The organism is Streptococcus suis (assembly GCF_024509555.1).
GTDB classification, from domain to species: domain Bacteria; phylum Bacillota; class Bacilli; order Lactobacillales; family Streptococcaceae; genus Streptococcus; species Streptococcus suis_AD.
Window position 1 is genome coordinate 1 of the sequence record NZ_JAMWEL010000020.1, and the last position, 25,770, is coordinate 25,770.

At 34.2% G+C, this 25,770-nt stretch carries 24 protein-coding genes; 15 read left to right on the top strand and 9 right to left on the bottom strand.

Annotated elements, in window-relative coordinates; translation table 11 throughout:
* The first annotated feature begins 302 nt into the window (after positions 1-302).
* The 11 genes from optrA (at position 303) to trmFO (ending at position 12,278) form a co-directional block, all read left to right on the top strand.
* Entirely contained in the window at positions 303-2,285 is a 1,983-nt protein-coding gene (optrA, locus tag NF418_RS08360; RefSeq protein WP_256779199.1) for an ABC-F type ribosomal protection protein OptrA, read from the top strand.
* Between the two features lie 461 nt (positions 2,286-2,746).
* Positions 2,747-4,342, top strand: a complete 1,596-nt coding sequence (locus NF418_RS08365) for a GmrSD restriction endonuclease domain-containing protein (RefSeq protein ID WP_256779200.1) — start codon at positions 2,747-2,749, stop codon at positions 4,340-4,342.
* A gap of 321 nt (positions 4,343-4,663) precedes the next feature.
* Complete coding sequence (locus NF418_RS08370; protein WP_256779201.1) at positions 4,664-5,026, top strand: SAG1252 family conjugative relaxosome accessory protein; 363 nt, start codon at positions 4,664-4,666, stop codon at positions 5,024-5,026.
* Positions 5,027-5,032: 6 nt separating this feature from the next.
* Positions 5,033-5,398, top strand: a complete 366-nt coding sequence (locus NF418_RS08375; protein WP_256779202.1) for a MobC family plasmid mobilization relaxosome protein — start codon at positions 5,033-5,035, stop codon at positions 5,396-5,398.
* On the top strand, positions 5,385-7,250 hold the full coding sequence (locus tag NF418_RS08380) for an SAG1250 family conjugative relaxase (RefSeq protein ID WP_256779203.1): 1,866 nt from the start codon (positions 5,385-5,387) through the stop codon (positions 7,248-7,250). The genes NF418_RS08375 and NF418_RS08380 overlap by 14 nt, the downstream gene beginning before the upstream one ends.
* Before the next feature lie 181 nt (positions 7,251-7,431).
* On the top strand, positions 7,432-7,656 hold the full coding sequence (locus tag NF418_RS08385; RefSeq protein ID WP_014636930.1) for a helix-turn-helix domain-containing protein: 225 nt from the start codon (positions 7,432-7,434) through the stop codon (positions 7,654-7,656).
* Between the two features lie 278 nt (positions 7,657-7,934).
* Positions 7,935-8,162, top strand: a complete 228-nt coding sequence (locus NF418_RS08390) for a DUF3173 family protein (RefSeq protein WP_001258320.1) — start codon at positions 7,935-7,937, stop codon at positions 8,160-8,162.
* 22 nt (positions 8,163-8,184) lie between these two features.
* Positions 8,185-9,387, top strand: coding sequence for a tyrosine-type recombinase/integrase (locus NF418_RS08395; protein ID WP_256779204.1), 1,203 nt, complete (start codon positions 8,185-8,187; stop codon positions 9,385-9,387).
* Positions 9,388-10,056: 669 nt separating this feature from the next.
* Positions 10,057-10,263, top strand: a complete 207-nt coding sequence (locus NF418_RS08400; RefSeq protein WP_256779205.1) for a CPCC family cysteine-rich protein — start codon at positions 10,057-10,059, stop codon at positions 10,261-10,263.
* Between the two features lie 228 nt (positions 10,264-10,491).
* Positions 10,492-10,695: an HAD hydrolase-like protein gene (locus tag NF418_RS08405; protein WP_256779206.1), complete on the top strand. Its 204-nt coding sequence runs from the start codon at positions 10,492-10,494 to the stop codon at positions 10,693-10,695.
* 248 nt (positions 10,696-10,943) lie between these two features.
* Positions 10,944-12,278, top strand: coding sequence for a methylenetetrahydrofolate--tRNA-(uracil(54)-C(5))-methyltransferase (FADH(2)-oxidizing) TrmFO (gene trmFO / locus NF418_RS08410; protein ID WP_044764720.1), 1,335 nt, complete (start codon positions 10,944-10,946; stop codon positions 12,276-12,278).
* Between the two features lie 590 nt (positions 12,279-12,868).
* Here the strand turns inward: trmFO and NF418_RS08415 are convergent.
* Complete coding sequence (locus NF418_RS08415) at positions 12,869-13,039, bottom strand: helix-turn-helix domain-containing protein (protein ID WP_172023124.1); 171 nt, start codon at positions 13,037-13,039, stop codon at positions 12,869-12,871.
* A 160-nt stretch (positions 13,040-13,199) separates the two neighbouring features.
* On the opposite strand from NF418_RS08415, the gene NF418_RS08420 reads away from it, so the two are divergent.
* Both NF418_RS08420 and NF418_RS08425 read left to right on the top strand, forming a co-directional pair.
* Positions 13,200-14,081, top strand: coding sequence for a hypothetical protein (locus NF418_RS08420; protein WP_256779207.1), 882 nt, complete (start codon positions 13,200-13,202; stop codon positions 14,079-14,081).
* A 6-nt stretch (positions 14,082-14,087) separates the two neighbouring features.
* On the top strand, positions 14,088-14,639 hold the full coding sequence (locus NF418_RS08425; RefSeq protein ID WP_256779208.1) for a hypothetical protein: 552 nt from the start codon (positions 14,088-14,090) through the stop codon (positions 14,637-14,639).
* Positions 14,640-14,888: 249 nt separating this feature from the next.
* Here the strand turns inward: NF418_RS08425 and NF418_RS08430 are convergent, their stop codons facing one another.
* The 6 genes from NF418_RS08430 to NF418_RS08455 form a co-directional block, all read right to left on the bottom strand.
* Positions 14,889-16,121, bottom strand: coding sequence for a tyrosine-type recombinase/integrase (locus NF418_RS08430; protein ID WP_256779209.1), 1,233 nt, complete (start codon positions 16,119-16,121; stop codon positions 14,889-14,891).
* A gap of 12 nt (positions 16,122-16,133) precedes the next feature.
* Positions 16,134-16,325 (bottom strand): DUF3173 domain-containing protein, encoded by a 192-nt coding sequence (locus tag NF418_RS08435; protein ID WP_208564783.1) that lies wholly within the window; start codon positions 16,323-16,325, stop codon positions 16,134-16,136.
* Between the two features lie 64 nt (positions 16,326-16,389).
* Positions 16,390-17,757 carry a Rep family protein gene (locus tag NF418_RS08440; RefSeq protein WP_256779210.1) on the bottom strand — a complete coding sequence of 456 codons (1,368 nt, stop codon included), beginning with the start codon at positions 17,755-17,757 and terminating at the stop codon, positions 16,390-16,392.
* Between the two features lie 271 nt (positions 17,758-18,028).
* A complete protein-coding gene (locus NF418_RS08445) occupies positions 18,029-19,129 on the bottom strand; it encodes a cell division protein FtsK (RefSeq protein ID WP_373325955.1) in 1,101 nt (366 codons plus the stop codon).
* A 250-nt stretch (positions 19,130-19,379) separates the two neighbouring features.
* On the bottom strand, positions 19,380-19,721 hold the full coding sequence (locus NF418_RS08450) for a hypothetical protein (protein ID WP_256779212.1): 342 nt from the start codon (positions 19,719-19,721) through the stop codon (positions 19,380-19,382).
* Complete coding sequence (locus tag NF418_RS08455) at positions 19,714-20,025, bottom strand: hypothetical protein (protein ID WP_256779213.1); 312 nt, start codon at positions 20,023-20,025, stop codon at positions 19,714-19,716. Before NF418_RS08455 ends, NF418_RS08450 begins: the two co-directional genes overlap by 8 nt.
* A 173-nt stretch (positions 20,026-20,198) precedes the next feature.
* Between NF418_RS08455 and NF418_RS08460 the strand changes: the two genes are divergently transcribed.
* Together NF418_RS08460 and NF418_RS08465 are read left to right on the top strand one after the other, a co-directional pair.
* A complete protein-coding gene (locus NF418_RS08460) occupies positions 20,199-21,371 on the top strand; it encodes a hypothetical protein (protein WP_256779214.1) in 1,173 nt (390 codons plus the stop codon).
* A 177-nt stretch (positions 21,372-21,548) separates the two neighbouring features.
* Entirely contained in the window at positions 21,549-22,664 is a 1,116-nt protein-coding gene (locus NF418_RS08465) for a DNA cytosine methyltransferase (RefSeq protein WP_256779215.1), read from the top strand.
* 29 nt (positions 22,665-22,693) lie between these two features.
* Here the strand turns inward: NF418_RS08465 and NF418_RS08470 are convergent, their stop codons facing one another.
* Both NF418_RS08470 and guaA read right to left on the bottom strand, forming a co-directional pair.
* Complete coding sequence (locus NF418_RS08470) at positions 22,694-23,905, bottom strand: MspI family type II restriction endonuclease (RefSeq protein ID WP_256779216.1); 1,212 nt, start codon at positions 23,903-23,905, stop codon at positions 22,694-22,696.
* A 158-nt stretch (positions 23,906-24,063) separates the two neighbouring features.
* Positions 24,064-25,614 (bottom strand): glutamine-hydrolyzing GMP synthase, encoded by a 1,551-nt coding sequence (guaA, locus tag NF418_RS08475; protein WP_256779217.1) that lies wholly within the window; start codon positions 25,612-25,614, stop codon positions 24,064-24,066.
* Positions 25,615-25,770: the final 156 nt, after the last annotated feature.

A 25,770-nucleotide genomic window follows, 5' to 3' on the forward strand; every position in this document is an offset into this window, starting at 1 on the left:
CATCCATTTTTACAATCACCAACGTTTTCAAGAACGCAACAACGGCCTTGCCCCTCTTGAAATGAGGAACAAGGCCGTCGCCTAATCTTTTATTATTTCATTGTCCACTTGACAGGGAGCTGTTCAAAGAGTTTCTGCTTTTTTGTTTAAAAGCTGTTGATGAATTTTTACAAAACAGATGATATAATATTAAAATATAAGTTAAATTGTGGAGGGGCAAATGAAATCTACAACTTTAGTAACATTTAAAGAACTCCATGTATAGGTGGCTGTGACAAGCTTTACATGGAGTAGAATAATTATTGTCCGAAGCCACCTTTGCAATTGCTAGTACTTACGCAAAGGAGGATATGAAAATGCAATACAAAATAATTAATGGTGCCGTTTACTATGATGGTAATATGGTGTTGGAAAACATCGGTATTGAAATCAATGATAATGAAAAGATTGCTATTGTTGGTAGAAATGGATGTGGAAAAACAACCTTGCTAAAAGCTATTATAGGCGAAATTGAATTAGAAGAAGGAACTGGTGAAAGTGAATTTCAAGTAATAAAGACCGGTAACCCTTATATTAGCTATTTAAGACAGATGCCTTTTGAAGATGAAAGTATATCAATGGTGGATGAAGTCCGTACGGTATTTAAGACGCTTATTGATATGGAAAAAAAGATGAAACAGCTGATAGATAAAATGGAGAATCAATGTGATGATAAAATCATCAATGAATACTCTGATATCTTTGAAAGGTATATGGCTCTTGGAGGTCTAACCTATCAAAAAGAATATGAAACGATGATTCGTAGTATGGGTTTTACTGAAGCAGATTATAAAAAACCCATTTCTGAATTTTCAGGTGGTCAGCGAACTAAGATAGCTTTTATTAAAATACTTTTAACAAAGCCAGATATTCTATTACTTGATGAACCTACTAACCACCTTGATATAGAAACAATACAATGGTTGGAGAGTTATTTGAGAAGTTATAAATCTACATTGGTTATTGTTTCCCATGATAGAATGTTTCTTAATCGAATTGTGGATAAGGTTTATGAAATCGAATGGGGAGAGACCAAATGTTATAAAGGTAATTATTCAGCCTTTGAGGAGCAAAAACGAGAAAATCATATCAAACAGCAAAAAGATTACGACTTGCAACAGATAGAAATTGAAAGGATTACACGCTTGATTGAACGCTTTCGTTATAAACCTACGAAAGCTAAAATGGTGCAATCTAAAATTAAATTATTACAGCGTATGCAAATATTAAATGCACCAGACCAATACGATACAAAAACTTATATGTCAAAAACTTATATGTCTAAATTTCAACCGAGAATCAGTAGTTCAAGACAAGTGTTAAGTGTTTCAGAACTTGTGATAGGCTATGATACTCCTCTTGCAAAGGTTAATTTCAACCTTGAAAGGGGACAGAAGCTTGGAATTGTTGGGAGTAATGGTATTGGTAAATCCACGTTGCTTAAAACACTTATGGATGGTGCGTCAGCATTGTCCGGAGATTTTAAATTCGGATACAATGTTGAAATTAGCTATTTTGACCAACAGCTTGCTCAAATCAGTGGAGATGATACACTATTCGAAATTTTTCAAAGCGAATACCCTGAGCTAAATGACACAGAGGTCAGAACTGCTCTTGGCTCATTTCAGTTTAGTGGAGATGATGTTTTTAGACCGGTGTCCTCTTTGTCAGGTGGAGAAAAGGTTAGATTGACATTATGTAAATTATTATATAAACGTACTAATGTATTAATCTTAGATGAGCCGACAAACCACATGGATATTATTGGCAAAGAGAACTTAGAGAATATCTTATGCAGTTATAAAGGCACAATTATTTTTGTGTCACATGATAGATATTTTACTAATAAGATTGCTGACAGATTGCTTGTTTTTGATAAGGATGGTGTAGAGTTTGTAGAATCCACTTATGGTGAGTACGAGAAAAAAAGGTTGAATTCCGAAAAGCCATTTAATTACATTAATGTTGAGAAGAAAGTAGAGAAAAATAACACAGTAAAAGGCGATCGTAACTCTATTGAGAAGGAGAAGGTTAAGAAGGAGAAACGAATTGAAAAGCTTGAAGTGTTAATAAATCAATATGATGAAGAATTAGAAAGATTGAATAAAATCATTTCTCAACCAAACAATTCTTCTGATTATATAGTACTGACGGAATTACAAAAATCAATTGATGAAGTTAAAAGGTGTCAGGGTATTTATTTTAATGAATGGGAACAGTTGATGGGAGAATTGGAAGTTATGTAATTTTTGAGTTATGCAATAAGGATGTAAAAGTGTTAATGATACATTCTAGTTGTTGAAAATGTAAAAAAATAATGAATTTTTATTAAATAAAATCGCTATGCGAAGACCTATTGAGAAGTTGTCGCATAGCGGTTTTTTGTTATCTATACTTTACTACATTATTTCCCGAATACTGATTTTGTTATAGCTTGATTATCTGACTGTGAATCTTTTATAAAAATAGATTTTAATAAATAGAATTTTTTTATTGCATTTTTCTAATAGTTATGGGTAGATGGTGTTGTAAAAAAATCAAATACAGGAACTTTAGGGCCAACTATCAGATATGATGAGTTTGGAAAAGGAACGTTTTTTGACGTTGGTTATCCAGTGAGATCAACATATAAAAGAATATTTATTCGGAATAAGCAACCAATTAGTAAGAAAGAAATGCTTGGTTATTAAAAAAAGAGGTGTAATCAATGGAGATAAAGAGAAAAAACGTTCCAATACGTGATCTTATAGTTGGATACGTTGATTTGGGAAATGAAGGAGTTGAGGGATGGAAGGGAAAACTTGATATTCGGCCACCTTATCAAAGAGAATTTATTTATACCACTGAAAAACAACGTGCAGTTATTGATTCGGTCCGACAACATTTTCCATTAGGTATTATTTACTGGGTTGATAATACAGATAAAAATAATCGTTATGAAGTTCTTGACGGGCAACAACGTACCTTATCAATCTGCAAATACATAAATAGTGAATTTTCTTTTAAAGATTTATATTTTCATAATTTAGAAGAAGATGAAAAAGAAAAAATATTAGACTATGAATTAACAGTTTATATTTGTGAAGGAACAGATAGTGAAAAATTAGAATGGTTTAAAACGATTAATATTGCAGGGGAAGAACTGACAGATCAAGAATTAAGAAATGCTGTTTATCATGGTTCTTGGGTAACAGATGCCAAAAGATATTTTTCTAAAACTGGTTGTCCTGCATATCAAATAGGATCTGACTATATGAATGGTACACCAATAAGACAAGATTATTTAGAAACGGTTATTAAATGGATTAGTGAAAATAAAATAGAAGATTATATGGGCAAAAATCAACATGAAAAAAATGCTCAAGATCTTTGGGTCTATTTTACAAATATAATTGAATGGATAAAATCTGTGTTCCCAGAATATAGAAGGGAAATGAAAGGATTGCCTTGGGGTGAACTTTATAATGAATATAAAAATACGAACCTAGATCCAGAAGAATTAGAAGAAAAAATTATAGAATTATTTAAAGATGATGATGTAACAAACAATAAAGGAATATATTTATACCTACTCACTGGAAAAGAAAGACACTTGAATATAAGAACATTTGATAATAGACAAAAAAGAAAAGCTTATACAGAGCAAAAAGGAATTTGTCCAATCTGTAAAGAAAAATTTAAAATAGAAGAAATGGAAGCAGATCATATTACTCCTTGGCATTTAGGGGGCAAAACAATTCAAGAGAATTGTCAGATGTTATGTAGTATTTATTCTTTAATCGCAAATAGTAGTTTACTAGATGAGTTAAAGAGAGTGCTAAAAGAACACGTAGCCAATGAAAGACTTTTTTTGGAGTTTAACATTAACTCAAAAGAAACATCACAACATCTTGACATTCTTTATAAAGAAGTTAGTGTATTAAGTTTGGGTCAAAAAGTTGTAGCGATGTTAGATTTTTTACTAGCATATAGTGATTATTCAAAGGATTTCAGACCATTAATTATTGATCAACCTGAAGATAATTTGGATAACCGCTATATATACAGACATTTAGTTCAACAGTTTAGAGACGTGAAAGCTCAACGACAAATTATTTTAGCAACCCATAATGCGACAATTGTAACAAATTCCATGACCGATCAAGTGGTAATTATGGAATCAGATGGGGCTCATGCTTGGATTGAATCACAGGGATATGTTAGTGAAAAATTTATAAAAAACCATATTATCAATCAATTGGAAGGTGGAAGAGACTCATTTAAACATAAGATGTCCATATATGAGACAGCTCTTTCTGAATAATATAAGGAAATGAAAAGTAGGTTAGAAATATCCTACTTTTTGTTTTGTGATACCTTTTCCAAATCACCTCTATTATCCTAATATCATTCCTAAAAAAATCAATCCATGATTTTTCACTGGGGGTTTGGGGGCGAAGCCACCAAGTTATCTTATCATCGGCTATCAAAACTCAAAGGTTTTGGTCGGCTGGCGATAAGATTTTTGGGATATTGTGGACACAATATCTGAGCTCGCAAAGACCTGAAAGGAAGATATTATTCAGTACCGTGTCCAATACGAGGGCGGGGATATACCGATAGTAAAGAATGAGGAGGATACAGGATGGGAAATCTAGTTAGAGAGATACGTAAGGAAGTCAATTTCTCAATAGAAGAGTATCAACAGATACAAAATTTTATGGAACAGGAGGGATATGAACAATTTTCCCCTTTTGCTAGAGGTAAATTATTGAAAATAGACCACCAATCATCTCAGCAGCTTGAAGAATGGATAAAATATTTACAGCACCAAAAAGTAGAACAGATTTACCGGGATGTACATGAAATACTTGTTCTGGCAAAGTTGTCTCAATCAGTTACTATGGAACATCTTGAAATCATCCTGACTTGTATCAAAGACTTGATGAAGGAAATTGAGGTAACTATTCCATTAAGCTATTCATTCAAAGACAAGTACATGGGGTAAGTTATTATGGAAAATCGTTATCGAACCAATTTGAAAAAGGTGTATTTGAGTGATCAAGAATTAATTATCCTAAACAAAAATCTTGCTCATAGCCAGTGTCCAAACTTTTCTCATTATGCCAGAAAGACCTTACTCGATCCTGGTATGAATTTTATCACAATCGATACCAGAGGATTCCAAGACCTGATTTTTGAAATTCGTAGGATTGGAAACAATATAAACCAGATTGCACGTGCGGTAAATCAAAGCCATCTATTAAATCTTCAACAAGTAAAAGAATTGCAGCTTGGTATATTAGAATTAGAAAAACAGTTACAACAAGATTTTGACATAAAGTGTCAACGATTGAGAGAATTTTATGGTCATTACTAAGCATTATGCTGTTCATGGGAAAAAATATCGACGTCAACTGATAAAGTATATTCTTGATCCTAAGAAAACCAGGAATTTATCGTTGATTTCAGATTTTGGGATGAGTAATTATCTTGATTTTCCTGACTATGTGGAACTGGTAAAGATGTATCAAAATAATTTCCTTTCAAATGACCAACTATACGATTCACGGTTTGATAGACAAGAGAAAAAGCAACAGAAAATACATGCTCATCATATTATTCAGTCTTTCTCACCTGAAGATAAATTAAGCCCAGAGGAAATCAATCGTATTGGCTATGAAACGATAAAAGAGTTGATAGGTGGTCAATATAAATTCATTGTTGCCACTCATGTTGATCAGGACCATTGTCATAATCACATTATTATCAACTCAATCAATAGCCAATCTCAAAAAAAGTTGAAGTGGGACTACGCTCTTGAAAGAAATTTACAAATGATTTCGGATAGAATTTCTAAAGTAGCGGGTGCTAAAATCATTCCACCTAAACGTTATTCTCATAGAGATTATGAGGTCTATCGACGTTCTAATCACAAATACGAATTGAAGCAGCGGTTATTTTTTCTCATGGAACATTCAATTGATTTCAATGATTTTATGCAAAAAGCTGAGCAACTAAATGTCAAAATAGATTTCTCAAGGAAACATAGCCGATTTTTTATGACAGATAGAAATATGAAGCAAGTCATCCGAGGAGATAAGCTGAATAAGAGAGAACCCTATTCAAAAGAATATTTTCAACATTACTTTGCTAAGAGAAAGATTGAACTGATTTTAGAATTTTTGTTGCCAAGATCCAAGTCATATGATGATTTCGTTGAGAAAGCTGGGTTACTGGGATTAGAATTGAAGAGCAAGATAAAAACGATAGATTTTGTTCTTACTGATGGAAAAAGCTGCATTTCCATACCAAATAAGTCATTAAGAAAGAAAAATCTTTATGACACTACGTATTTTGAGACCTACTTCAAGGAACATGATGTGGTTGAAGTACTTCAAAATAGTGACGTAAAAACGGTATTTGAAAAATTTGAGATGCAACAGTATTCAGACGTATTGACTGTAGAAGAAATAACCGAAGCATATGAAACGTATAAAACTAAGAGAGATGCTGTACATGAGTTTGAAGTTGAGATTGCTGAAGAACAGGTTGAAAAGGTGGTTTCGGATGGACTTTTCATTAAGGTTTGGATGGGGATTGGACAAGAAGGACTAATCTTCATTCCAAATCATCAACTTAATATCTTAGAACAAGAAAATATGAAACAGTATCAGGTGTTTATTCGAGAAACATCTTCTTATTTCATTTATCATAAAGAGGACTCAGAAAAGAATCGATATATGAAAGGAAGGGACTTGATTCGCCAACTAACGTTTGACAATAGGTCTTTACCTTATAAGAGACGAACAAGTCTGTCTAGCCTTCAACAAAAAATTGAAGAAATCAATTTATTGATGACATTAAACATTCAAAATAAATCCTTTCTAGAATTAAAAGATGAATTGGTTGGAGACATCGCACAGCTAGATATTGAATTGACAAATCTTCAAGAAAAAAACGCCACCTTAAACAAGATGGCAGAAGTAGTTGTTAACCTACAAAGTGATAATCAAGATACCAAGCAATTAGCTAAGTATGAATGTTCCAAGATGAATTTATCGCAGAATGTAACAATTGGACATATTGAATCTGAGATTGAAATTATACAGAATCAGCTAGACAATAAAATCGAAGAATACGAAAATGCGGTTAGAAAGTTGGATGAATATGTAAGAGTTTTAAATATGGATAAATACAAGACAGACGATTTTTCCATTCAAATTGAATAAATGTTCAAATTTCCAACATATTCTTGTATATTTTTGATATAATGTATAATGAAGCTACTCTCAAACCGTCTAATTTGTAAAGAAATAAACGGTTTGGGAGTTTTATTTATATTGTCCAATTAGGACAATATATCAAATTTCTCCTAGTTATCCTCTATACTTTTCCTTAGGAGAAAGATTGATGTACCGACGTTTAAGGGATTTGAGAGAAGACAATGATTTCACTCAAAAATACGTTGCCGAAAAGCTTTCGTTTACCCACTCTGCTTATGCAAAAATTGAGAGAGGAGAACGTATTTTATCGGCAGATGTAATAATAAAACTTTCAAATCTATATAACGTTAGTACAGATTATTTGTTGGGGCTTACAGACTTTCCTCAGCGAATAAAACATAATATAAAATAGTCCCTCCTGATTTGTTCATTGACAATTGAATAATTCTAGATGGGACTTTATTTATTTGTTGAGCAATAGAATATAATGCGCCATGATATGAGCGAAAATCATTTATTCAAAAATAGGATGGTAACCTATCTGCCATGACATAAATAATGATAATGATACTTCTGACCGTTCAGGCTGCCAACGTAAAAGGACAGCGGGTGAAATTCCCATGATTGAACTAACCATTCAAATCTCATCTAGCGTTTTAAAAAATTTAGTGATTTGAAGGAGGAAAGTGTATGAGAACTGCTACATATAAAGATTTAATGAACTTAGGATTTCCTGAACATACCTCTAGAGACATTATTCGAGAAGCTAAAAGAATTGCTGTAAAAAAGTTTGAAGAAGCTCGCAAAGTTGACCATAATGCGGTACAATTAAGTAAATCGCCCTTTGACAATCGAAGACTAGGTATCGCACCAGCAGAAATTGTGGAACAATTAATAGGGATTCCACTATCTAAATAACATTTAGAAAGTGAGAATCCAAATGGCAACAAAAAGTAGTAAAAAATACAAAGGTGTTTATTGTGATAATAAGGGAAAGATATTTTATCAGATTGATCTTGGAATCGATCCAGTAACTGGCAAAAGGGTACAAAAGAAAGCTAGAAAAAATCAATATGGTAAAACCTTTGAAACAATGAAAGAAGCATATGACGAATTAGTTCGTATAAAATATGAATTTGCCAACAAAGTCAGTTTAGAAAATTACAATATGACTTTTGAAAACTATATGAACACAATTTATTTAAGAGCATATAAGCAAAAAGTTCAGTCTGTGACATATAAGACGGCTCTTCCTCATCATAAACTTTTTATTCAATATTTTGGTTTAAAGCCATTAAAAGCAATAACTCCTAGAGATTGCGAAGCTTTTAGATTGCATATCATAGAGAACTATTCTGAAAACTATGCGAAAAATTTATGGTCAAGGTTTAAAGCTTGTATGGGTTATGCAGAAAGACTTGGCTATATTTCAAATATGCCTTGTAAAGCATTAGATAATCCTAGAGGTAAGCATCCAGAAACTCCATTTTGGACCTATACGGAGTTTCAGACATTTATCAAATCATTTGACTTACATGATTATGAAGAATTGCAACGATTTACTGCCATCTGGTTATATTATATGACAGGTGTACGAGTGAGCGAAGGTTTATCTTTATGTTGGGAGGATATTGATTTTGATAAAAAATTTCTAAAGGTACATACAACCTTAGAGAAAGATGAAAATGGGAATTGGTATCGTAAAGACCAAACAAAAACTCCAGCAGGTGAACGACTTATTGAATTGGATGATATTACTATTGAAGTACTTCAAGTTTGGCGAAAAAATCAGTTTGCAAATCAAGATACAGATTTTATCATTTCAAGATTTGGAGATCCTTTTTGTAAATCAACCATTTGTCGCATTATCAAACGGAAAGCTCAGCAAGTAGGAGTGCCTGTTATAACAGGGAAAGGTCTTAGACATAGTCATGCTTCTTATCTAATAAATGTTTTGAAAAAAGATATTTTATATGTGGCAAGACGAATGGGACATGCTGATAAATCAACAACTTTGAACACATATAGTCATTGGTTTAATGCTTTAGATAAAACAGTTTCTGAAGAAATCACACAAAATATAAAAAGTGCAGGATTGGATTCAATTTTATGCCAAAATTCCTGCCAAACTTCAAATTTATGAACTCAAACCCCTTGATACTGCACATTTAACAGGTTGTGCAATTGTTACTCTTAAATAATAAAGCAACTACTCAAGTAGCTTAAAAACATGATTAAACCGCAATTCTTCGGAGTAGCGGTTTTTCTTTTTGTTTGAAAAGGGGCAAACTATTGATAAAGATTATCTAGAACAGTCACAACTTGCGACTTAATATTTTTGTCACTTGGAGGTATATCTCCATTGTTGTTTTTCCGTAATTTTTGTACCCTACACGTTGGGTAATTACTTTTAGAGTGATATTATGTTCAGCTTATGAAAAATCCAAGTCTCTGTTGGGCGATAATACAGAAAAAACATTTTATAACTATATCAATATTAAGTGTAATGGTGGTGAACAATATGAACAGTTAAAAGACAGAGCTAGATTGATTAAGGCGAAGTTTCCATCTGAGAAATCTTTTAATGGTCATTTTGAGAAACACAGTCATGAGTTTGGGAACATTTCCAAATCAGATTATCTGAAATTAGAACAAGAACTTTGATCAAATCCTATACAAGATAATATTCTTAGGTATGACACAGATTCTCGTCGTGTTAGGTATGATGTAGTAAATAATTTCTACGTTCTAGGTAATAATGGAAAATCAACAATCATGACAATGATGAAACCTGATGAAGGGAGAGCTTACTATGTCAGAGAAATTGCAAAAGACTTGGATAGTTGATCGATATGTATGGCTACAATGCCCTGTTTGCGGTCATGATGTTATGGACTATGATATTTGTGACACCTGTAAATGGCAAAATACTGGACCTGTTAATATTGACGGTGGTCCAAATAAAATGACGTTAGCTGAAGCCAAAAAAGCATTTAGAGAAGGTAGGCCAATTATTTAATTTTGCATTCGAATAGTCGAGTGCTTATTTTGTTGCAGAAAAATAGAAAGGAAGTCATTATGAGTAGCAAACGTATTAAGAAGAAATGGAATCGGGTTTAGAGGATAGAGACTAAAGATATCGATACCATTAGTCAATTAGTAGCAATAGTTTTTCGTGTTCTTACACGTGAGAAATTGCATGTTTTTGAAAATACCCAGTCTAGTTTACAGCGATTAAATGAGAAAGGTGCAAGTTTATTTACTCTTAGACCACCCGATAAAAAAGCCAGATCCTGCATTTCTGAAACTTGTTACTAAGGAAAATAAGTTAGACATTAATGAAACAGTCATTATTGGTAATGATTCAACGACTGATATAGCCATTGCTCAGGAATTTGGTATGGATTCAGTATTGTTAAACTCTTTACCATATTCACAAGCTGACATTTAAGATTTTCGAAATATGGGTTGGGAATTCGATGTTATAAATAATATTGCTGATTTAGTCACTTTCTAAAATATATTTTATTTACATAAAAATATTTACGCAAAATAATAAACTGCTTTCATTCGCATGAGAGTAGTTTTTTCTTTTCTAGCCATTTTCTGGTATACTAGATAGGTATAAAATTTAGAAAGGTTCTGTTTAGGGGTATTCCCAAACAGTAGTCAGATAGTCTGGCTAGAGGTATTAGTTTCATGTCTCAAACCCACATTAACGTTATCGGAGCTGGCTTGGCTGGTTCGGAGGCTGCTTATCAGATTGCCAAGCGTGGCATTCCTGTCAAACTCTACGAGATGCGTGGTGTCAAGCCGACTCCTCAGCACAAGACGGACAAGTTTGCTGAGTTGGTTTGTTCCAACTCTTTCCGTGGCGATAGTTTGACTAACGCTGTCGGTCTTCTCAAGGAAGAAATGCGTCGTTTAGATTCCATTATCATGCGTGCCGGAGAGGCCCACCGTGTGCCTGCTGGCGGTGCCATGGCTATGGACCGCGAGAATTTCTCTCAAGCAGTCACAGATGAGATTCACAATCATCCACTGATTGAGGTCATTCGCGGGGAGATTACGGATATTCCTGAGGATGCTATTACAGTCATTGCGACGGGACCATTGACATCTGACGCCTTGGCGGAGAAGATTCACGCGCTTAATGGTGGTGACGGTTTTTACTTCTACGATGCGGCAGCACCGATTGTCGACAGCTCGACCATTAACATGGACTTGGTTTATCTTAAGTCCCGTTACGACAAGGGAGAGGCTGCCTATCTCAATGCTCCGATGAACAAGGAACAGTTTACCGCTTTCTATGAGGCTTTGATTTCAGCCGAGGAAGCACCGCTTAACTCCTTTGAAAAAGAAAAATACTTTGAAGGCTGTATGCCCATTGAAGTCATGGCCAAACGTGGTATCAAAACCATGCTCTATGGCCCAATGAAGCCAGTTGGTCTGGAATATCCAGAAGATTACAAGGGACCACGTGATGGCGAATACAAGACACCCTACGCAGTTGTCCAGCTCCGTCAGGATAACGCAGCAGGTAGCCTTTACAATATTGTTGGCTTCCAGACTCACCTTAAGTGGGGCGAGCAGAAGCGGGTCTTCCAGATGATTCCAGGGCTTGAAAATGCTGAGTTTGTCCGTTATGGTGTTATGCACCGTAATTCCTACATGGATTCGCCAAACTTATTGGAACAGACCTTTGCGACCAAGAAAAATCCAAATCTGTTCTTTGCAGGTCAAATGACAGGAGTAGAAGGCTATGTCGAGTCTGCCGCCTCCGGCTTAGTGGCTGGTATCAACGCTGTTCGCCGTTTCCGTGGCGAAGAGCCAGTCATCTTCCCACAGACCACAGCTATCGGAGCTCTGCCATTCTACATCACCCACACGGAAAGCAAGCACTTCCAGCCTATGAATGTCAACTTTGGCATCATTAAGGAGCTGGACGGACCGCGGATCCGTGACAAGAAGGAACGTTATGAGGCAATAGCAGAGCGTTCCCTCAAGGACTTGGAAGAGTTTTTGGCTTACTAAGATATTTAGAATATCATCAGACACCTTCGGGTGTCTTTTGTGTTATCCTTCAGTTCCCTATAATTTTTTGGTATCTTCAATATCATATATAAATCAAATTCGAATATAAACCGCATAAATCATGGTTAATAATCGAATGTAGATTTCATTAGACCAACGATGCATTTTTAGGTATCATGAAAAGTAAAATATCTCTATGCTGAAAAAGATACAGACAAACAAATTATCAGTGATAGCATTAGAACTGAGCTGGAATATTCAGTTTCAGGAGATTCTGTAACAATACCTGATTTAGCAAGAGATAGTGGTGAAACAGTAACATTAAATAAATAATGTTGACAACCGAGAGATTTCTTGGTTGTTTTCTTATGGATTTGAAACGAATCAATAGTATATAAAAAGAATTAGCTAGAAAATTTTTCTGGCTAATTCTTTTTTCGGGGGATTTAGGGGGGAATCAAACAAAGATTTCCCCTTTTTAGACTAGTTTGTTCATTTGATGCAAAAAGAAAATCTAGAATTTTACAAAGATAAGGAGTAAAAAATGGCAAATTAAAAACGATTCTTACTTTTATTAGTAGGAATCGTTTTTATGTATCTGGGACAAATTCTATAATATCGTTAGGTTTACAATCTAAAATATTACAGAGTTTTTCAAGAGTTAAAAGAGTGATATTTTTATTCTTTTTAAGGCTATCAAGTGTTTTATTATCTATACCCGATTTTAGGAGTCGATACTGTGAAACATCTTTGTCTTTCATTGTTTGCCATAATGGCTTAAAACTTATAATTGTAATCAACTCCTTTCAATTACAATTATAAATAGAATGTGTATTATTTCATATTGTGTTTATGTCCACAATATGCTAAAATAAAACTTGGAAAGAATTATTTCTAATAATAACATTTAGGAGAATAAAAATGAAAAAAAGAAATCTTCTCATTCTCACTTGCGGAGCATTACTTGCTGGTGCAACTCTGACTGCTTGTTCATCTAACCAATCCAAAGTTGGAATCGGCATTGATCAAGCAAAAACAGTCGGTTTCATGCAGTTAGCTAATGAGAATAAAGAGCGTATTTGGTTCCAAGTAGAAGACACAAATGATGATGGAGAAATCTCAAAAGATGACCGAATACAAAAAATCTACGTCATTAAAAACAGCAAAGTTGATACTTATCATATATATGATTTAAATTTAGAATATGATTTAAATTTAGCATATATTAAAGATAAAAAAGATAGTGAGATAATCAAATTTGCGAAAGAATATGACGAGAAATATTTTGATGAACAAAAAAAAGAAATAATTGATAATGCCAATGCTTCAATTGAAGCTAACAAAGGCGAAATAGAATATCAGAAGTCTTTAAAGGACTCAGAGTTTGAAGTTGAAAGATATGCAGCTGAACAAGAAATCCAGTGGTTAGAAAATGATATCCAGGAGAAAAATCAAGTTTTAGAAGCAGCCAAGGAATTGAATTATGAAGATGCTTTAAAACTGTATTCAACATACCCATTGGAAGCTAAAGTGGAGACAGATTCTTCAGGGAATAATGTAGCTAGTGAAGAAATTACGTTTTTAAGTTATGAATTGATACAAGAGGATTATGTTGGTCCTTATACAATTGCTTCAAATGAAATCACCTCCGATCTTGATGCCCCAATTTTTGGTGAAATTTATGACAAAACCTATAAGGGATTTAGATATATTAATGACGATTTTTTAATAACATCTTCTTTAGATAAAACAGTCAATCTAGGATTGGACACCCTAGACACAAAAAATGTTACAGAGGAGTAAATCGCGATGAAAATGAAATTTCAAAATATTATTCTAGGTGCAAGTCTTCTTGGTTTAATTACATTCTTTTTGCCAGTTGTAACTGATCAGGGGAGTTCGATCGCTCCAGTTAGCGAACATGTTGCAGAGTATATTGGAGCTCCATCTGTTTTTCTCTTATTCTTATTCTGGTATGGTGCATTTGTCCTTACTTTAGTGTTGTCTTTGATTCCAGTTAATGTATTCCCAAATAATAAAATTAGACTTGTTCTTATAGTAGTTCTTAATCTCTTTGCACTTTTTATTCATAATACACTCACAAAAGAATTAGTAGGAAATACAAGCTTAGGATTTGGAGGCATGCTCTATTACCTTTGTGCTATTGTAAACATTGTTTGCTGTATTATGCTATTTAAAAATTCTGATTTAAACATTAATAAGGAAGATTTAAAGAAGGTTGCCGACAAAGGTATGGTGATTGGTAAAGCAACAGCAACAGTAGCTACAAAAGTAGCAAAAACAACAATGTCAGAAGTAAAAAAAGAACTTGATAAACACAAATCAGATCCTGAACAATAATGAATACAATAAAAGGAAGCCAAACTAAATATTGGCTTCCTTTTATTGTATATATAATTTCTAATCTTGTTTCAAGCGTCGGGTAAATTAGTCTTGATGGACTGGCTGATAGAGCCTATCCCCAGGCTTGCGACGCTCTTTTATTTTTAGGCGTCGGGTAAATTAGTCCACTGGACTAATTTACTCCCACTCAACGATTATAGAAGTGCTTGTAATCGTTGATATAACAGTGTTTTTAGCTAATCTTTATTATTTTGGCGACAATTTTGGCGACTTTTTCAATAATGATTGATTGCCATTAAATTGTACCATTGTTTTGTCTGCGTGTTTGATTGAAATTAAACCAACCATTTCATCAGCAAGTTCCTTGTCAACGCCTGACCATAAATGAGCGTAGTGCTTTAGAGTGATTTCCGGTGAAGAATGTCCCAAACGTTTAGAGACTATTAGAACAGAAGCGTTCAATTCGTTGATAAGGTAGGAAGCGTGAGAATGCCTAAGTTCCTTGGCTTGTATTTCTGGAACTTTTGCTAATCTTGCATATCTCTTTATAATCCTTGATATGGTTGATTTAAGCATGGGATTTCCGTCATAACTTAAAACAAAATTTACTCTTCCTAAACTAGCTTGCCTATTTTTCCATTCTTTGAGAATAGAGATTGTATCATCATCTAACGAGATTGTCCGTAAACCTGAATCCGTCTTAGTATGATTTTGGCGAATCCAGTTTGTTTTACTCTTCATAATCAACATATGATTGACTGTGAGCTGTTTTTTCTCAAAGTCAATGTTATTCCACCATAAAGCTGTACCTTCGTTTACACGCAATCCTGTACAAAAATAGAGCCATAATAAAACGAAGCATAGATGTTCATAGAAATCATCAATATAGATATGACTGATAACTTCTTCAAAATCTCGTTTTGTCCAATATTGTGAATGAGTCCGACCTTTTGGAATTGCTTTGACTTTCATTGAAACATTAGTATCAAGAAACTGCATACTTACAGCAAATTCTAGAGTTTTACGAAACATGCCGAATGTTAAACTAGCGTATGCTTGTGAATAGTTTCCGCCATTTTTCGAGAGAAGCCAAGTTCTAAAATTTTGTACATCTCGAATTGAAATATCCTTTAATTTCTTTCTACCAAACCTTTTTATGACTAGGTTGATTGCAGGTTGACGTGTGGAATATGTGTGCTCGCTTACTTCAGATTGATAAAATGGTAAGTAGGTAGTATTCATAAATTGCTCATAGGTCATATCATAATTTGAATAGCCATTAGATTGTAAGTAGTCGTTTTTGACCCTAATAGCTTCTGTGTATGCTTCTTTAGCAGTAGTAAATTTCTTACCATTTGCATTTTTACGAGCTTTCTTTTTGATACGTTTACCTGTAATATTATCAGTTCCTAAACTCACTTCATAATAGTATTGTCCTTTCTCGTCCATATAGACATCTTGAAAATTTGTCTTTGCCATAAGTTACCTCTTTCATTCGTGTAACTTAAAGCCAAGAATTTCTTCAACAGCACCAACTGGAACAGTCCCCAGTCGTCTATTACTATAAAGTGTATAACCTTGTTGTACCAAATTATTTTTAGTTTGTCTAATAATTTGTTGGGCAGTAGCTTTTGGGAAGCCGAGTTCAACTAAATATACATAATCAATTGTTTTAATGTTCATTTGCTATCCTCTTGAGATTTCTGTTTAAATATGAGACAATAGCAACAACAGAAGTAGTTGTTGACTATTTTTGTTGGGTGCTTGGGTTATCTTTGTTAGTTTGGTCGCTTGCATTGATAACCTTTTTATTTTTTAGATTCATATTCTCTAAAATTGTATTGATAATCTGTTCCATTGCTGTATCTTTATCTAATACCTCTGTAGCAGTAGAAAATGAATACGAATGAAAAACAGGAAATGCATTTTGCCCTTCAAGTTGTTCATTTTTTATAGGAGTTGAAAGAAGAAATTTATCTGGTTCTGGAATATATACTTGATAATCAAATCGCCGAATAAACTGACCATTATCTTCATTCTTATTTCCAACAGCCTGGGAAAAAAAGACACTTGGAAGCAAAGTACTTGTGATAATAATTAACCTAGCAGAACCCATTTTATTATGATATCGTGCTGAAATAGGTGAAATCATGAAAGGATCGGTTAGTTTGAGCCAATCTGACACAGAAAGACTATCCCCCCTTATATCATCTAAAAATAGAATATCTTGCCCTTGATATTCATCAAATGCGTTCCTTGAAGCAGTAAGACAATAAGATAGATTATAAGTATAATCTTCTTCAGCGATATTTTGTAAATGTTGAATCAACTCCATACAAAATTTAGTTTTTCCAACACCACTATCAGCCATAATAAAAAGTGCGGATTTTTTATAGTTTCCCGATTTCAAATCTACAATAGCTTGATAGCTTTTGCGTTCTCCGACTGTATCCAGTGCTTCATTTATTCTCCTCTTGTGTTGTCCATAAACAGCATAATACTCATCTGTGAGAAGAATATTACTTTTACTGATTTCTCCCGCTAGAATTTTCTCAATTAACCAATCTACACTAAGCTCAGTTTCCTTGGCTTTTTTAGTTGCACGTCCTTTCATCCAAGTTTCCATATTACGATGATAGATGCTAACATAATCTTCCCCTAGTACAGTTACAACCTCCTCTGGCTGATACTGATGCTTACTTTCATCCTTACAGTGACAAAGGTAAGCTAAACAGTTATCGTAGCCATATCGCCCTGATTTGAGTTTTTCAAGATATTGTGGCTCAACACCAATAGCAAGAGCGATTTTCTGTAATGATGCCCCTTTTTCAAATTTTAGAAGAGTATGCACGTGTTCTTCTTTATCGCTAATTTCATTTTTCTTCTTGACAGGATTCCAAATAGTTACTTTATCTTTGTCATGTTTGATTATATATGCTTCTTTAACAATGATATCTTGTTCTTCTAATTTTTGAATAATCATTTCTAGTAGTGGGCGACAGTTGCCAGCCTTTGCTTGTTGAACTACTGATTTGTAGTCATCAGATAACCAATATTCTTCTTCAAGTTGTTGAACAAGCATAATTGCTGTAAGATTAGCTTCTTTTTTACTCATAATAAGAATTTCTCCTTTTTAAATATTCTATTAATTATTCTCCTGATAAATCAAGGATTTGAAATTTGATAATTTGCTTCAAATCCTTGTTCTATCAAGTTTTTTTAAATGCAGAGCACTTGACAAGCCCAGTGCTCTGCAGGCGTTAGATATAGTTAGAATTAGTTTTGTTTCATCTTTTCAAGATGACCGACCTTGTGACACGTCGGCTTCGTCATGAATCCATTTGTTGATCCAACAGATTTCTCTAGTTAGAACAAAAATGGATTGTTTATAGGCTATTATCGAACCACGGAGTTTCGTAAAAGTGTGGTACTTCCCATTTTTTTCCAGAAGCAAGAATACGAGCGACACCTTGCCCCTTTCCGTAGCTCCGCTTTGGCATATCCGCAAAACCAGACATAAGATATTTACGCTCGTCGGCTGAATCAGCAGCACCACCTAGCATAATAACAGCGTCAGAGCAGTTGACACGGGCTAATGAAGGCAAAAAACCTTCTTTTGTCGCAAATTGTGAAATAGCTATAATATGAATTCCAGCAGAACCACCAGTAGCAGATAGGCGGTTAATAGCAGTAGTCCAACGAGAAGTAATTTTAAGGCTTTTATCAACTTTATCGAGTGATTCCAGTGAGGCATTAAGGTTACCTAATTCATCGAAGAATAAGCCGATATCTTTCATATCTTCCATTTCAAGATATTTTTCTTTACCAGCTTCATTGATTTGAATTAGTCTATTATCCATGACCGTACACCAGTATTCAGCACGCTCTACTATTCTTATTGGGTCGGACTGGCCATTAAATTCTTTAACATATCTATCAAATTTGGCAGAATTATATTCTACAATCCAACCTTGTAACAACATTAGACGAGCCATATAACGACCAGCAAGCACTGATTTTCCTGCTCTAGTACGTGCGATTATGCTCAACATTGGAGTTATATCAGCCATCCAAACCAAGTTTTTAGACAGACGAATAGCATGCTTATTTTCACTGACAAACTCTTTTAAGGATTCTGTATTGTCTTTTACATGCAACCTTTGGGAAGTCAGCGTATCCTCGAAATAGAAAAGGATATAGCTATCGCCAGCTGTTAGTTCTGAATTTACAACGGCAAAACGTTGGTGCTTTCCAGCAAGTATCCCTGATACTCTTTGTTCGAATTTTTCACGATCGGCACGTTCCCAGTTAGCTATATTTTCAATAGCGATGTATCCATCTGATAACTCATTGTTTACCCATACGTGGAGTTCTGGCATTTCGTTGCCATAGCGTGTTGAATTAGATAATTTTAGTACATCAGTTATCTGTTTATCATTAAATAGTCGCTTCAATCTTTTAGATAGCCTATTTGCTTCGCTAGACATGGTTGGTATTGAAATAGTTGATACCTCTTCACGAAGTGACCAAGTATACACTAAACATAAGAAGCTAATGAAGTCTATAATAGCAAAGAATAGCAACGGATTAGTCAGATATGGTTTCAATAGTTCTATTGAATAGCTTATGTAGAGTAGCAATCCAGTCATAATAATTGTAACCGTAAAGGCTACCAGAGAGAGTTGATAGCCTTGAAGTTTACAATTAGATGTAGGTTTGATTCTACGATATCTACGCTTATGCATTACGCTGAACCACAGCTACTGAGTCAGCAGCATACCAACCAACACCATTAGTCGTTGCACCGCCACGTACGTTCTTGAATTGAAGAATTGTACCAAACTTTACATCAACCTTATTTGATGTTTTGATTGTATATTCTAGGTCGTTGTTTGTATCTACAATTGAATATTTGAACTTCCCATCAATTTCTTCAATTGAACCAATTGATACAACGTTTAAAATAGGGACAACATCAGCTGTATATTCATTACCAGTTTTCTCGCTAACCATTACTTTAGTTTGCGTTTTTTGTTTGAGAACCTCCTCAAGAGTTCGGTTCCAATTCGTTTTAGCCATTAGCACTACCTTCTTCCTGTCTTTCAAGGTTTGAAAAAATTTTTTCCAAACGAGCGATTAAGCAATATTCATTATCAATCCAACGAACCAACTCATTATTTGACATTCTGTCAATATTTGAGTCGTATGCGATAGATAGAGTTATGAACGAAACGACATCTTGTCCATACCAAAGATTTCTCAATTCAGTTGGTACATTTTCAAAATGCCAGTCATTACTAATACGTTGATAAGCTGTGTTTCCATAATTTATCAACCGATTAGCACGTAATTCACGAAGCTTTTGCTTCAAGTTTGTAATCATAATGATTACCTCCAAAGTATCTAGCTAGCTTGTTCTCCGCTAGCAAGAGATGATAACTAGAAATCGATTCTGATTCCTTTATGATTTAATTATATCGTGTTATTATTGAAAAATTCAGGAAAATAATATATAATTTTAACTGAAATTATCCGTTTTTTAGAAAGAGATATAATATGTTCAATAATTTAATTCAATACTATTTAAAGAGTGCACAACTAAGGATTAACAATCGTATACGTGCTATAAACGAAGAACGAACAATCTTAAGAGCTTCAGGGGATATTAGATATAAGGAATTAAGAGCTATTAGAAATACTCATTTATATAGTAATAAACCCAAGACTATTAAAGAAATTAGAGAAGGGAAATCAGAGATTTTAATTGATAAATTATCGGTTATAGTTGCCGAATCACTGAAAGATAACTTAAAATTAAAACCTGATTTTAATTCATATTCTTCTAATAAGAATGATGAAATCAATATGAAAAAGAGCAACCTTGAATTTGTTTCACTTCAGGAGTTGCTTTGGGGTTTTGATTTTGATTACACAGAAGTGGACAAGTTTAATTTCTTTCTGAACCTATTTTTGGATTTAGAGAGAGTTGATGAGTATTCTTTACTTGTTCGCGAGATACTGATAGATTATGTTCCATATGCAAGATATATTGCTTTGGAAAAAGCAGTGAGTGAAGACTATGAATTTGGATCAATGTTTGCTCCTGATTATAAAAATAACAATATTGATGTTTTTGCAGAATCAGTATTTGCTTTTTGCTCATCGAATGCTTCGCATGAAATGATGTCGAGATTTAGTAAATTCTTATTGACTCCATTTACATATGAGTCTAAAGATGAAAATGGAAGATATCTTAAAAAAACAGTAGTAGTTAATTTTCAAAATTTTGAACAGGCATTTAGTCAAGTTTTAAGTCACATACTTGAACCACTAGATGGTGTTGAAACATATCACTCTCTAGGAAAACGTGCATATGATATTATTATAGATGACTTTAAAATTGATTCAGATTTAATGTATTTTAGAATGAGCAGAAGTCCAGAATCTTATGGTTATTATCTAACTGCATCAGAAAAACCTGATATTGATGTTTTATCGGACTTGTTAGAAGCTAGCGAAATCTATATTGAAAAGTTAATGCATGCTCAACGGGATTTTTATGGGAATATTGAACAGTTATATTTTGAAAGTGATGTGTTTACGGTCAATGCTACTCAATATTTTTCAGAAGAAAGATTTTATAAGATGCTAGATGAAAAAAATCAGGAAATAATTGAAGAGGAGCTCAATAATTTGAGAATGATAGAATCGTACGAAGATGAGATGTAAAATATATTGATTGAAGAGTACATTGAAAAACAAAAAACAACTAAAGAATAAATGGTTGTTCATTTTTTGAGCTATCATCGACCTTTTTTACGGATAAATCGTTGAAAAAACACATTTTTTTATCAAAAAGATGATATAATGGTTTTATATTACGAATAATGAAGTAAGGAAGAAAATATGCAGGGAGGCCCACGCAAGGGAGCAGGAAGAAAACCAGTTTCTGATAAAAAACAGATGAAAAATATTTATCTAACTCAGAGTGAGATTGATGCAATTTATTCACTTGAGTTTGATGACTGTAAGAGTTTTAGTCAAAAATGCTCCGAGCTAATTAAAATAGGAATAGACACAAAAATGAACACTAAAAAGAAAACTACTTCAAATGATACAATTAAGTTTATCGACTTATTCGCAGGTATTGGAGGAATCCGTAAAGGATTTGAGGATAAGAACACAGAATGTGTTTTTAGTTCCGAATGGGATAGATATGCATCTAAAACTTATGAAGAGAATTATGGCGAAAAACCATATGGGGATATTACTCAAATCAATGAGAAAGATATTCCAGAGCACGACATTCTTTTAGCAGGTTTTCCATGTCAGCCCTTTAGCCATATTGGTAAGCGTGAAGGTTTTACTCATGAAACCCAAGGAACTTTGTTCTTTGATGTACTTCGTATCTTAAAAGAGAAAAAACCAAAAGCTTTCTTACTTGAGAATGTAAAAGGGCTTGTAACTCATGATAAAGGTAATACTTTAAAAGTGATTATGAAGGCTTTACAAGAAGAGTTAGGTTATTCAGTTTTTTATGAAATTCTCGATGCTCAACGATTTGGTTTACCGCAGAGAAGAGAAAGAATTATCATTGTTGGATTTAGACCTGACCTGGAAGTACATGATTTTAAGTTTCCGAAGGGAACTGATAAAAAAGTTCCAGTAGGTTCTATTTTAGAAGATAACCCTTCTGGATACCAAATTTCGAAACATTTACAAAAAACATATCTCTTCAAAAAAGATGATGGCAGACCACAAATTATTGATAAAACTAGCGTGATTCAGGTAAATACACTTGTTGCAAGCTACCACAAAATTCAGCGTTTGACAGGAACGTTTGTAAAAGGTGGAGAAACTGGGTTGAGACTTTATAGTGAACTAGAATGTAAACGACTAATGGGATTCCCAGATGATTTCAAAGTACCAGTTTCAAGAACTCAGATGTATAGACAGTTTGGTAACTCAGTAGCTGTGCCAGTAATTAAAGCTGTCGCTGATAAAATGAAAGTATACCTTTAATCAAAAAATAGCAGATCATGTATGAACTGCTATTTTTTATTATTAGTAAAACCTTTGATTTGTACTTTTTGACCTCGTTTTTTACTAGGGTATGTCCATTTAAACGGGGTTCCAAACTGTCCTTTAGATGAATATTTCTCTATATATTCATCAATATACAAATCCCTTGAAACAACCTCAAAATTTTTAGTATATAGAATTATATCAGCAACTTGAATCGGATTGTTAACTAATGGGCTGTTGACCCCAAACATAAAGAAGTTAACTAATTCTTTATTGTATTTGTGCATTTCATCAACTAATGTGTTATAGGCAATTTCATTATTTTCTTTCAATCCTTTAGCACTACCATATGCTTGAAATTCTTTGAGTGAATTAGCCAATGACGAAGAAGAAGCGAGATTAAGGGCAATAAGAATATCGTCTACAGCTCCCTCATGGACTGTTACGGTATCCGCAGAAGTATTTTTTACACTAATATTTTTAGTTATTTCTTCTTGTTCAGTAGTAATTGTAAAAGATACATCAGTTTTCGGATAACCACGATTACTTAATTTAGGTATTAAATTAGTTGCCACAATATCTAAAATAGTATCTTGTTCACGAATACCAGAAACTTTTAAGATTTGACTAAACCAATGATAAGTAGAAGATTTAATTGTTTGGCAATGTTTTGCGTGATTATTCCAGAGAAGGATATTGTTTTTGTCAGTCAGTAAGTCAACTATACTATCCTCAGCATTGTTTCCCAAAATATTAGCACTAATTCCTTGAGATAGATTTTCGGAAGCATGATTTAGTACGAAGTCTTTTAATTCAGAAAAAGTTAGTACATCATCTAAGAAAGATACATAAGTTTCGCTATGTATCTTATTTGAATAGTCGTTCTTATTTTTCAACTCTTTCTCGGTAATAGAATCTGGTACAACAACAAAGATTTTTGTGACATTCTTATCAACTAGTTTGATGTTTTGAGCAAAAAATTCATTCCCATATATTCTATCAGTTCTAATCGAGCTAGTCGGTTTAACTAACCAAGTTTCATTATCAAAATCATTGAAAGTAATTGCATAATCCATTTTAAATTGTTTTTCACAATTTTCATATCCAACTGAATAACCTTTTTTTACAGATACATTCAATTTGGGAATCTCTTGGATTTTTTGAAGCAATTCAGACAAAGTTAAATTTGAAGCAGAACCAGATAAAGATTTTTGCTGATTATCAACGTTAAAACTCATAATATTTTTACTCCATAATAGAAAAAAGAAGCTCATTTTAGAGCTTCTTTGGAGACACTTTGGAGACAATCCAAATGTATTTATCTCATTTTAACACTTTTTATAATAGGCAAAATGCTGTTAAATCAAGGATTCTTAGCCAAAGTTACTCTTATATATTATTCCCACTCAACTGTTGCTGGTGGTTTACTTGTGATATCGTAGACGATGCGGTTGACGTGGTCAACTTCGTTTACGATGCGGACAGAGATTTTTTGTAGGACTTCCCATGGTAGTTTTGCGAAATCAGCAGTCATTCCATCAACAGAAGTGATAGCACGGATAGCGATAGTGTAGTCGTATGTACGACCATCACCCATGACACCTACGGAGCGAACGCCAGTATTGACTGTGAAATATTGCCAAACATCGCGGTCAAGACCTGCTTTGGCAATTTCCTCACGCAAGATAGCATCAGATTCACGAACAGTTTGAAGTTTTTCTTCGGTAATTTCACCCATAACACGAATAGCAAGACCTGGTCCTGGGAATGGTTGGCGCCATACAACTTCCTCAGGCATACCAAGAGCAGTACCGAGGGCACGCACCTCATCCTTGAAGAGAGTGTTAAGCGGCTCAATCAACTTGAACTGCATATCTTCAGGAAGACCTCCAACGTTGTGGTGGGACTTGATGGTCTCAGCCGTATCGGTACCAGACTCGATGATATCAGTATAAAGAGTACCTTGCGCCAAGAACTCAACATCCGTCAACTTGCTCGCCTCATCGTCGAAGACGTAAACAAATTCATTACCAATGATTTTGCGTTTCTTCTCAGGGTCAGATACGCCAGCAAGTAGGTCTAGGAAACGCTTAGCAGCATCAACGCGAATGATATTTAGACCGAACTTGCCGCCCAACATCTCCATAACTTGATCACCTTCATTCTTACGTAGAAGACCGTGGTCAACGAAGATACAAGTCAATTGATCTCCGATAGCACGTTGAAGAAGGACACCAACAACTGATGAATCTACACCGCCTGACAAACCAAGCAAGACTTTCTTGTCGCCAACTGTTTGGCGGATTTTTTCGATCTCAGTTTCAATGAAGTTTTCCATGGTCCAGTCGCCCTTGGCTCCACAGATACCAAAAGCAAAGTTTTTCAAAATGTCATTGCCATATACCGAATGACGAACTTCTGGGTGGAATTGGATACCGTAGATACGGCGTTCAGTGTTTTCAATAGCTGCAAAAGGACAATCAGCAGATAGACCAACCAAGTGGAAACCTTCAGGAATTTCCGTTACGGCATCACCATGGCTCATAAGAACCAATTGCTCTTCAGGTGTGTTTGCAAATAAGGCTGATTCAGCTTTCAATTGGAGATTTGATTGACCATATTCACGGTTTCCAGCCTCGCCAGCAGGCACAACCTTACCACCTAACTTGTGCGTAATCAACTGCATACCGTAACAAATCCCTAGAACTGGGATACCCAATTCAAAGATTTCTGGATCTATATCAAAGGCATTCTCAGCGTAAACAGAGTTTGGACCACCAGAGAGAACGATACCAATCGGATTGATGGCACGAACTTCTTCAGCAGTAATCTTGTGATTTTTCAATTCAGAAAAGACACCAAACTCACGAATGCGGCGTGAGATGAGCTGATTGTACTGGCTACCATAATCCAATACAATAATTTTTTGGACATCTTGTTTTGTCATGTTTTTCCCTTTCGTTTTGAAAATAATTCAAATACTGTTACTTATTTTATCATAAAAACGAACATTTTCCAAACTATATTTGTCAAATATATGTTTTGCAAACTATGGTAGATTTTTGAAAAAACAGCGTTCGTTTTTTTCTGGTTTTTACTGATT

Coding starts and splice junctions, on each gene's coding strand:
- NF418_RS08470 (WP_256779216.1), bottom strand. CDS start 23,905: ATGAGTTTTAACGTTGATAATCAGCAAAAATCTTTATCTGGTTCTGCT.
- NF418_RS08395 (WP_256779204.1), top strand. CDS start 8,185: ATGGCAACAAAAAGTAGTAAAAAATACAAAGGTGTTTATTGTGATAAT.
- NF418_RS08440 (WP_256779210.1), bottom strand. CDS start 17,757: ATGAGTAAAAAAGAAGCTAATCTTACAGCAATTATGCTTGTTCAACAA.
- NF418_RS08415 (WP_172023124.1), bottom strand. CDS start 13,039: ATGAAAGACAAAGATGTTTCACAGTATCGACTCCTAAAATCGGGTATA.
- guaA (WP_256779217.1), bottom strand. CDS start 25,614: ATGACAAAACAAGATGTCCAAAAAATTATTGTATTGGATTATGGTAGC.
- NF418_RS08435 (WP_208564783.1), bottom strand. CDS start 16,325: ATGAACATTAAAACAATTGATTATGTATATTTAGTTGAACTCGGCTTC.
- NF418_RS08365 (WP_256779200.1), top strand. CDS start 2,747: ATGGAGATAAAGAGAAAAAACGTTCCAATACGTGATCTTATAGTTGGA.
- NF418_RS08430 (WP_256779209.1), bottom strand. CDS start 16,121: ATGGCAAAGACAAATTTTCAAGATGTCTATATGGACGAGAAAGGACAA.
- NF418_RS08380 (WP_256779203.1), top strand. CDS start 5,385: ATGGTCATTACTAAGCATTATGCTGTTCATGGGAAAAAATATCGACGT.
- NF418_RS08450 (WP_256779212.1), bottom strand. CDS start 19,721: ATGGCTAAAACGAATTGGAACCGAACTCTTGAGGAGGTTCTCAAACAA.
- NF418_RS08420 (WP_256779207.1), top strand. CDS start 13,200: ATGAAAAAAAGAAATCTTCTCATTCTCACTTGCGGAGCATTACTTGCT.
- NF418_RS08460 (WP_256779214.1), top strand. CDS start 20,199: ATGTTCAATAATTTAATTCAATACTATTTAAAGAGTGCACAACTAAGG.
- NF418_RS08400 (WP_256779205.1), top strand. CDS start 10,057: ATGTCAGAGAAATTGCAAAAGACTTGGATAGTTGATCGATATGTATGG.
- NF418_RS08385 (WP_014636930.1), top strand. CDS start 7,432: ATGTACCGACGTTTAAGGGATTTGAGAGAAGACAATGATTTCACTCAA.
- NF418_RS08425 (WP_256779208.1), top strand. CDS start 14,088: ATGAAAATGAAATTTCAAAATATTATTCTAGGTGCAAGTCTTCTTGGT.
- NF418_RS08455 (WP_256779213.1), bottom strand. CDS start 20,025: ATGATTACAAACTTGAAGCAAAAGCTTCGTGAATTACGTGCTAATCGG.
- NF418_RS08390 (WP_001258320.1), top strand. CDS start 7,935: ATGAGAACTGCTACATATAAAGATTTAATGAACTTAGGATTTCCTGAA.
- NF418_RS08445 (WP_373325955.1), bottom strand. CDS start 19,129: ATGTCTAGCGAAGCAAATAGGCTATCTAAAAGATTGAAGCGACTATTT.
- NF418_RS08370 (WP_256779201.1), top strand. CDS start 4,664: ATGGGAAATCTAGTTAGAGAGATACGTAAGGAAGTCAATTTCTCAATA.
- NF418_RS08375 (WP_256779202.1), top strand. CDS start 5,033: ATGGAAAATCGTTATCGAACCAATTTGAAAAAGGTGTATTTGAGTGAT.
- NF418_RS08465 (WP_256779215.1), top strand. CDS start 21,549: ATGCAGGGAGGCCCACGCAAGGGAGCAGGAAGAAAACCAGTTTCTGAT.
- trmFO (WP_044764720.1), top strand. CDS start 10,944: ATGTCTCAAACCCACATTAACGTTATCGGAGCTGGCTTGGCTGGTTCG.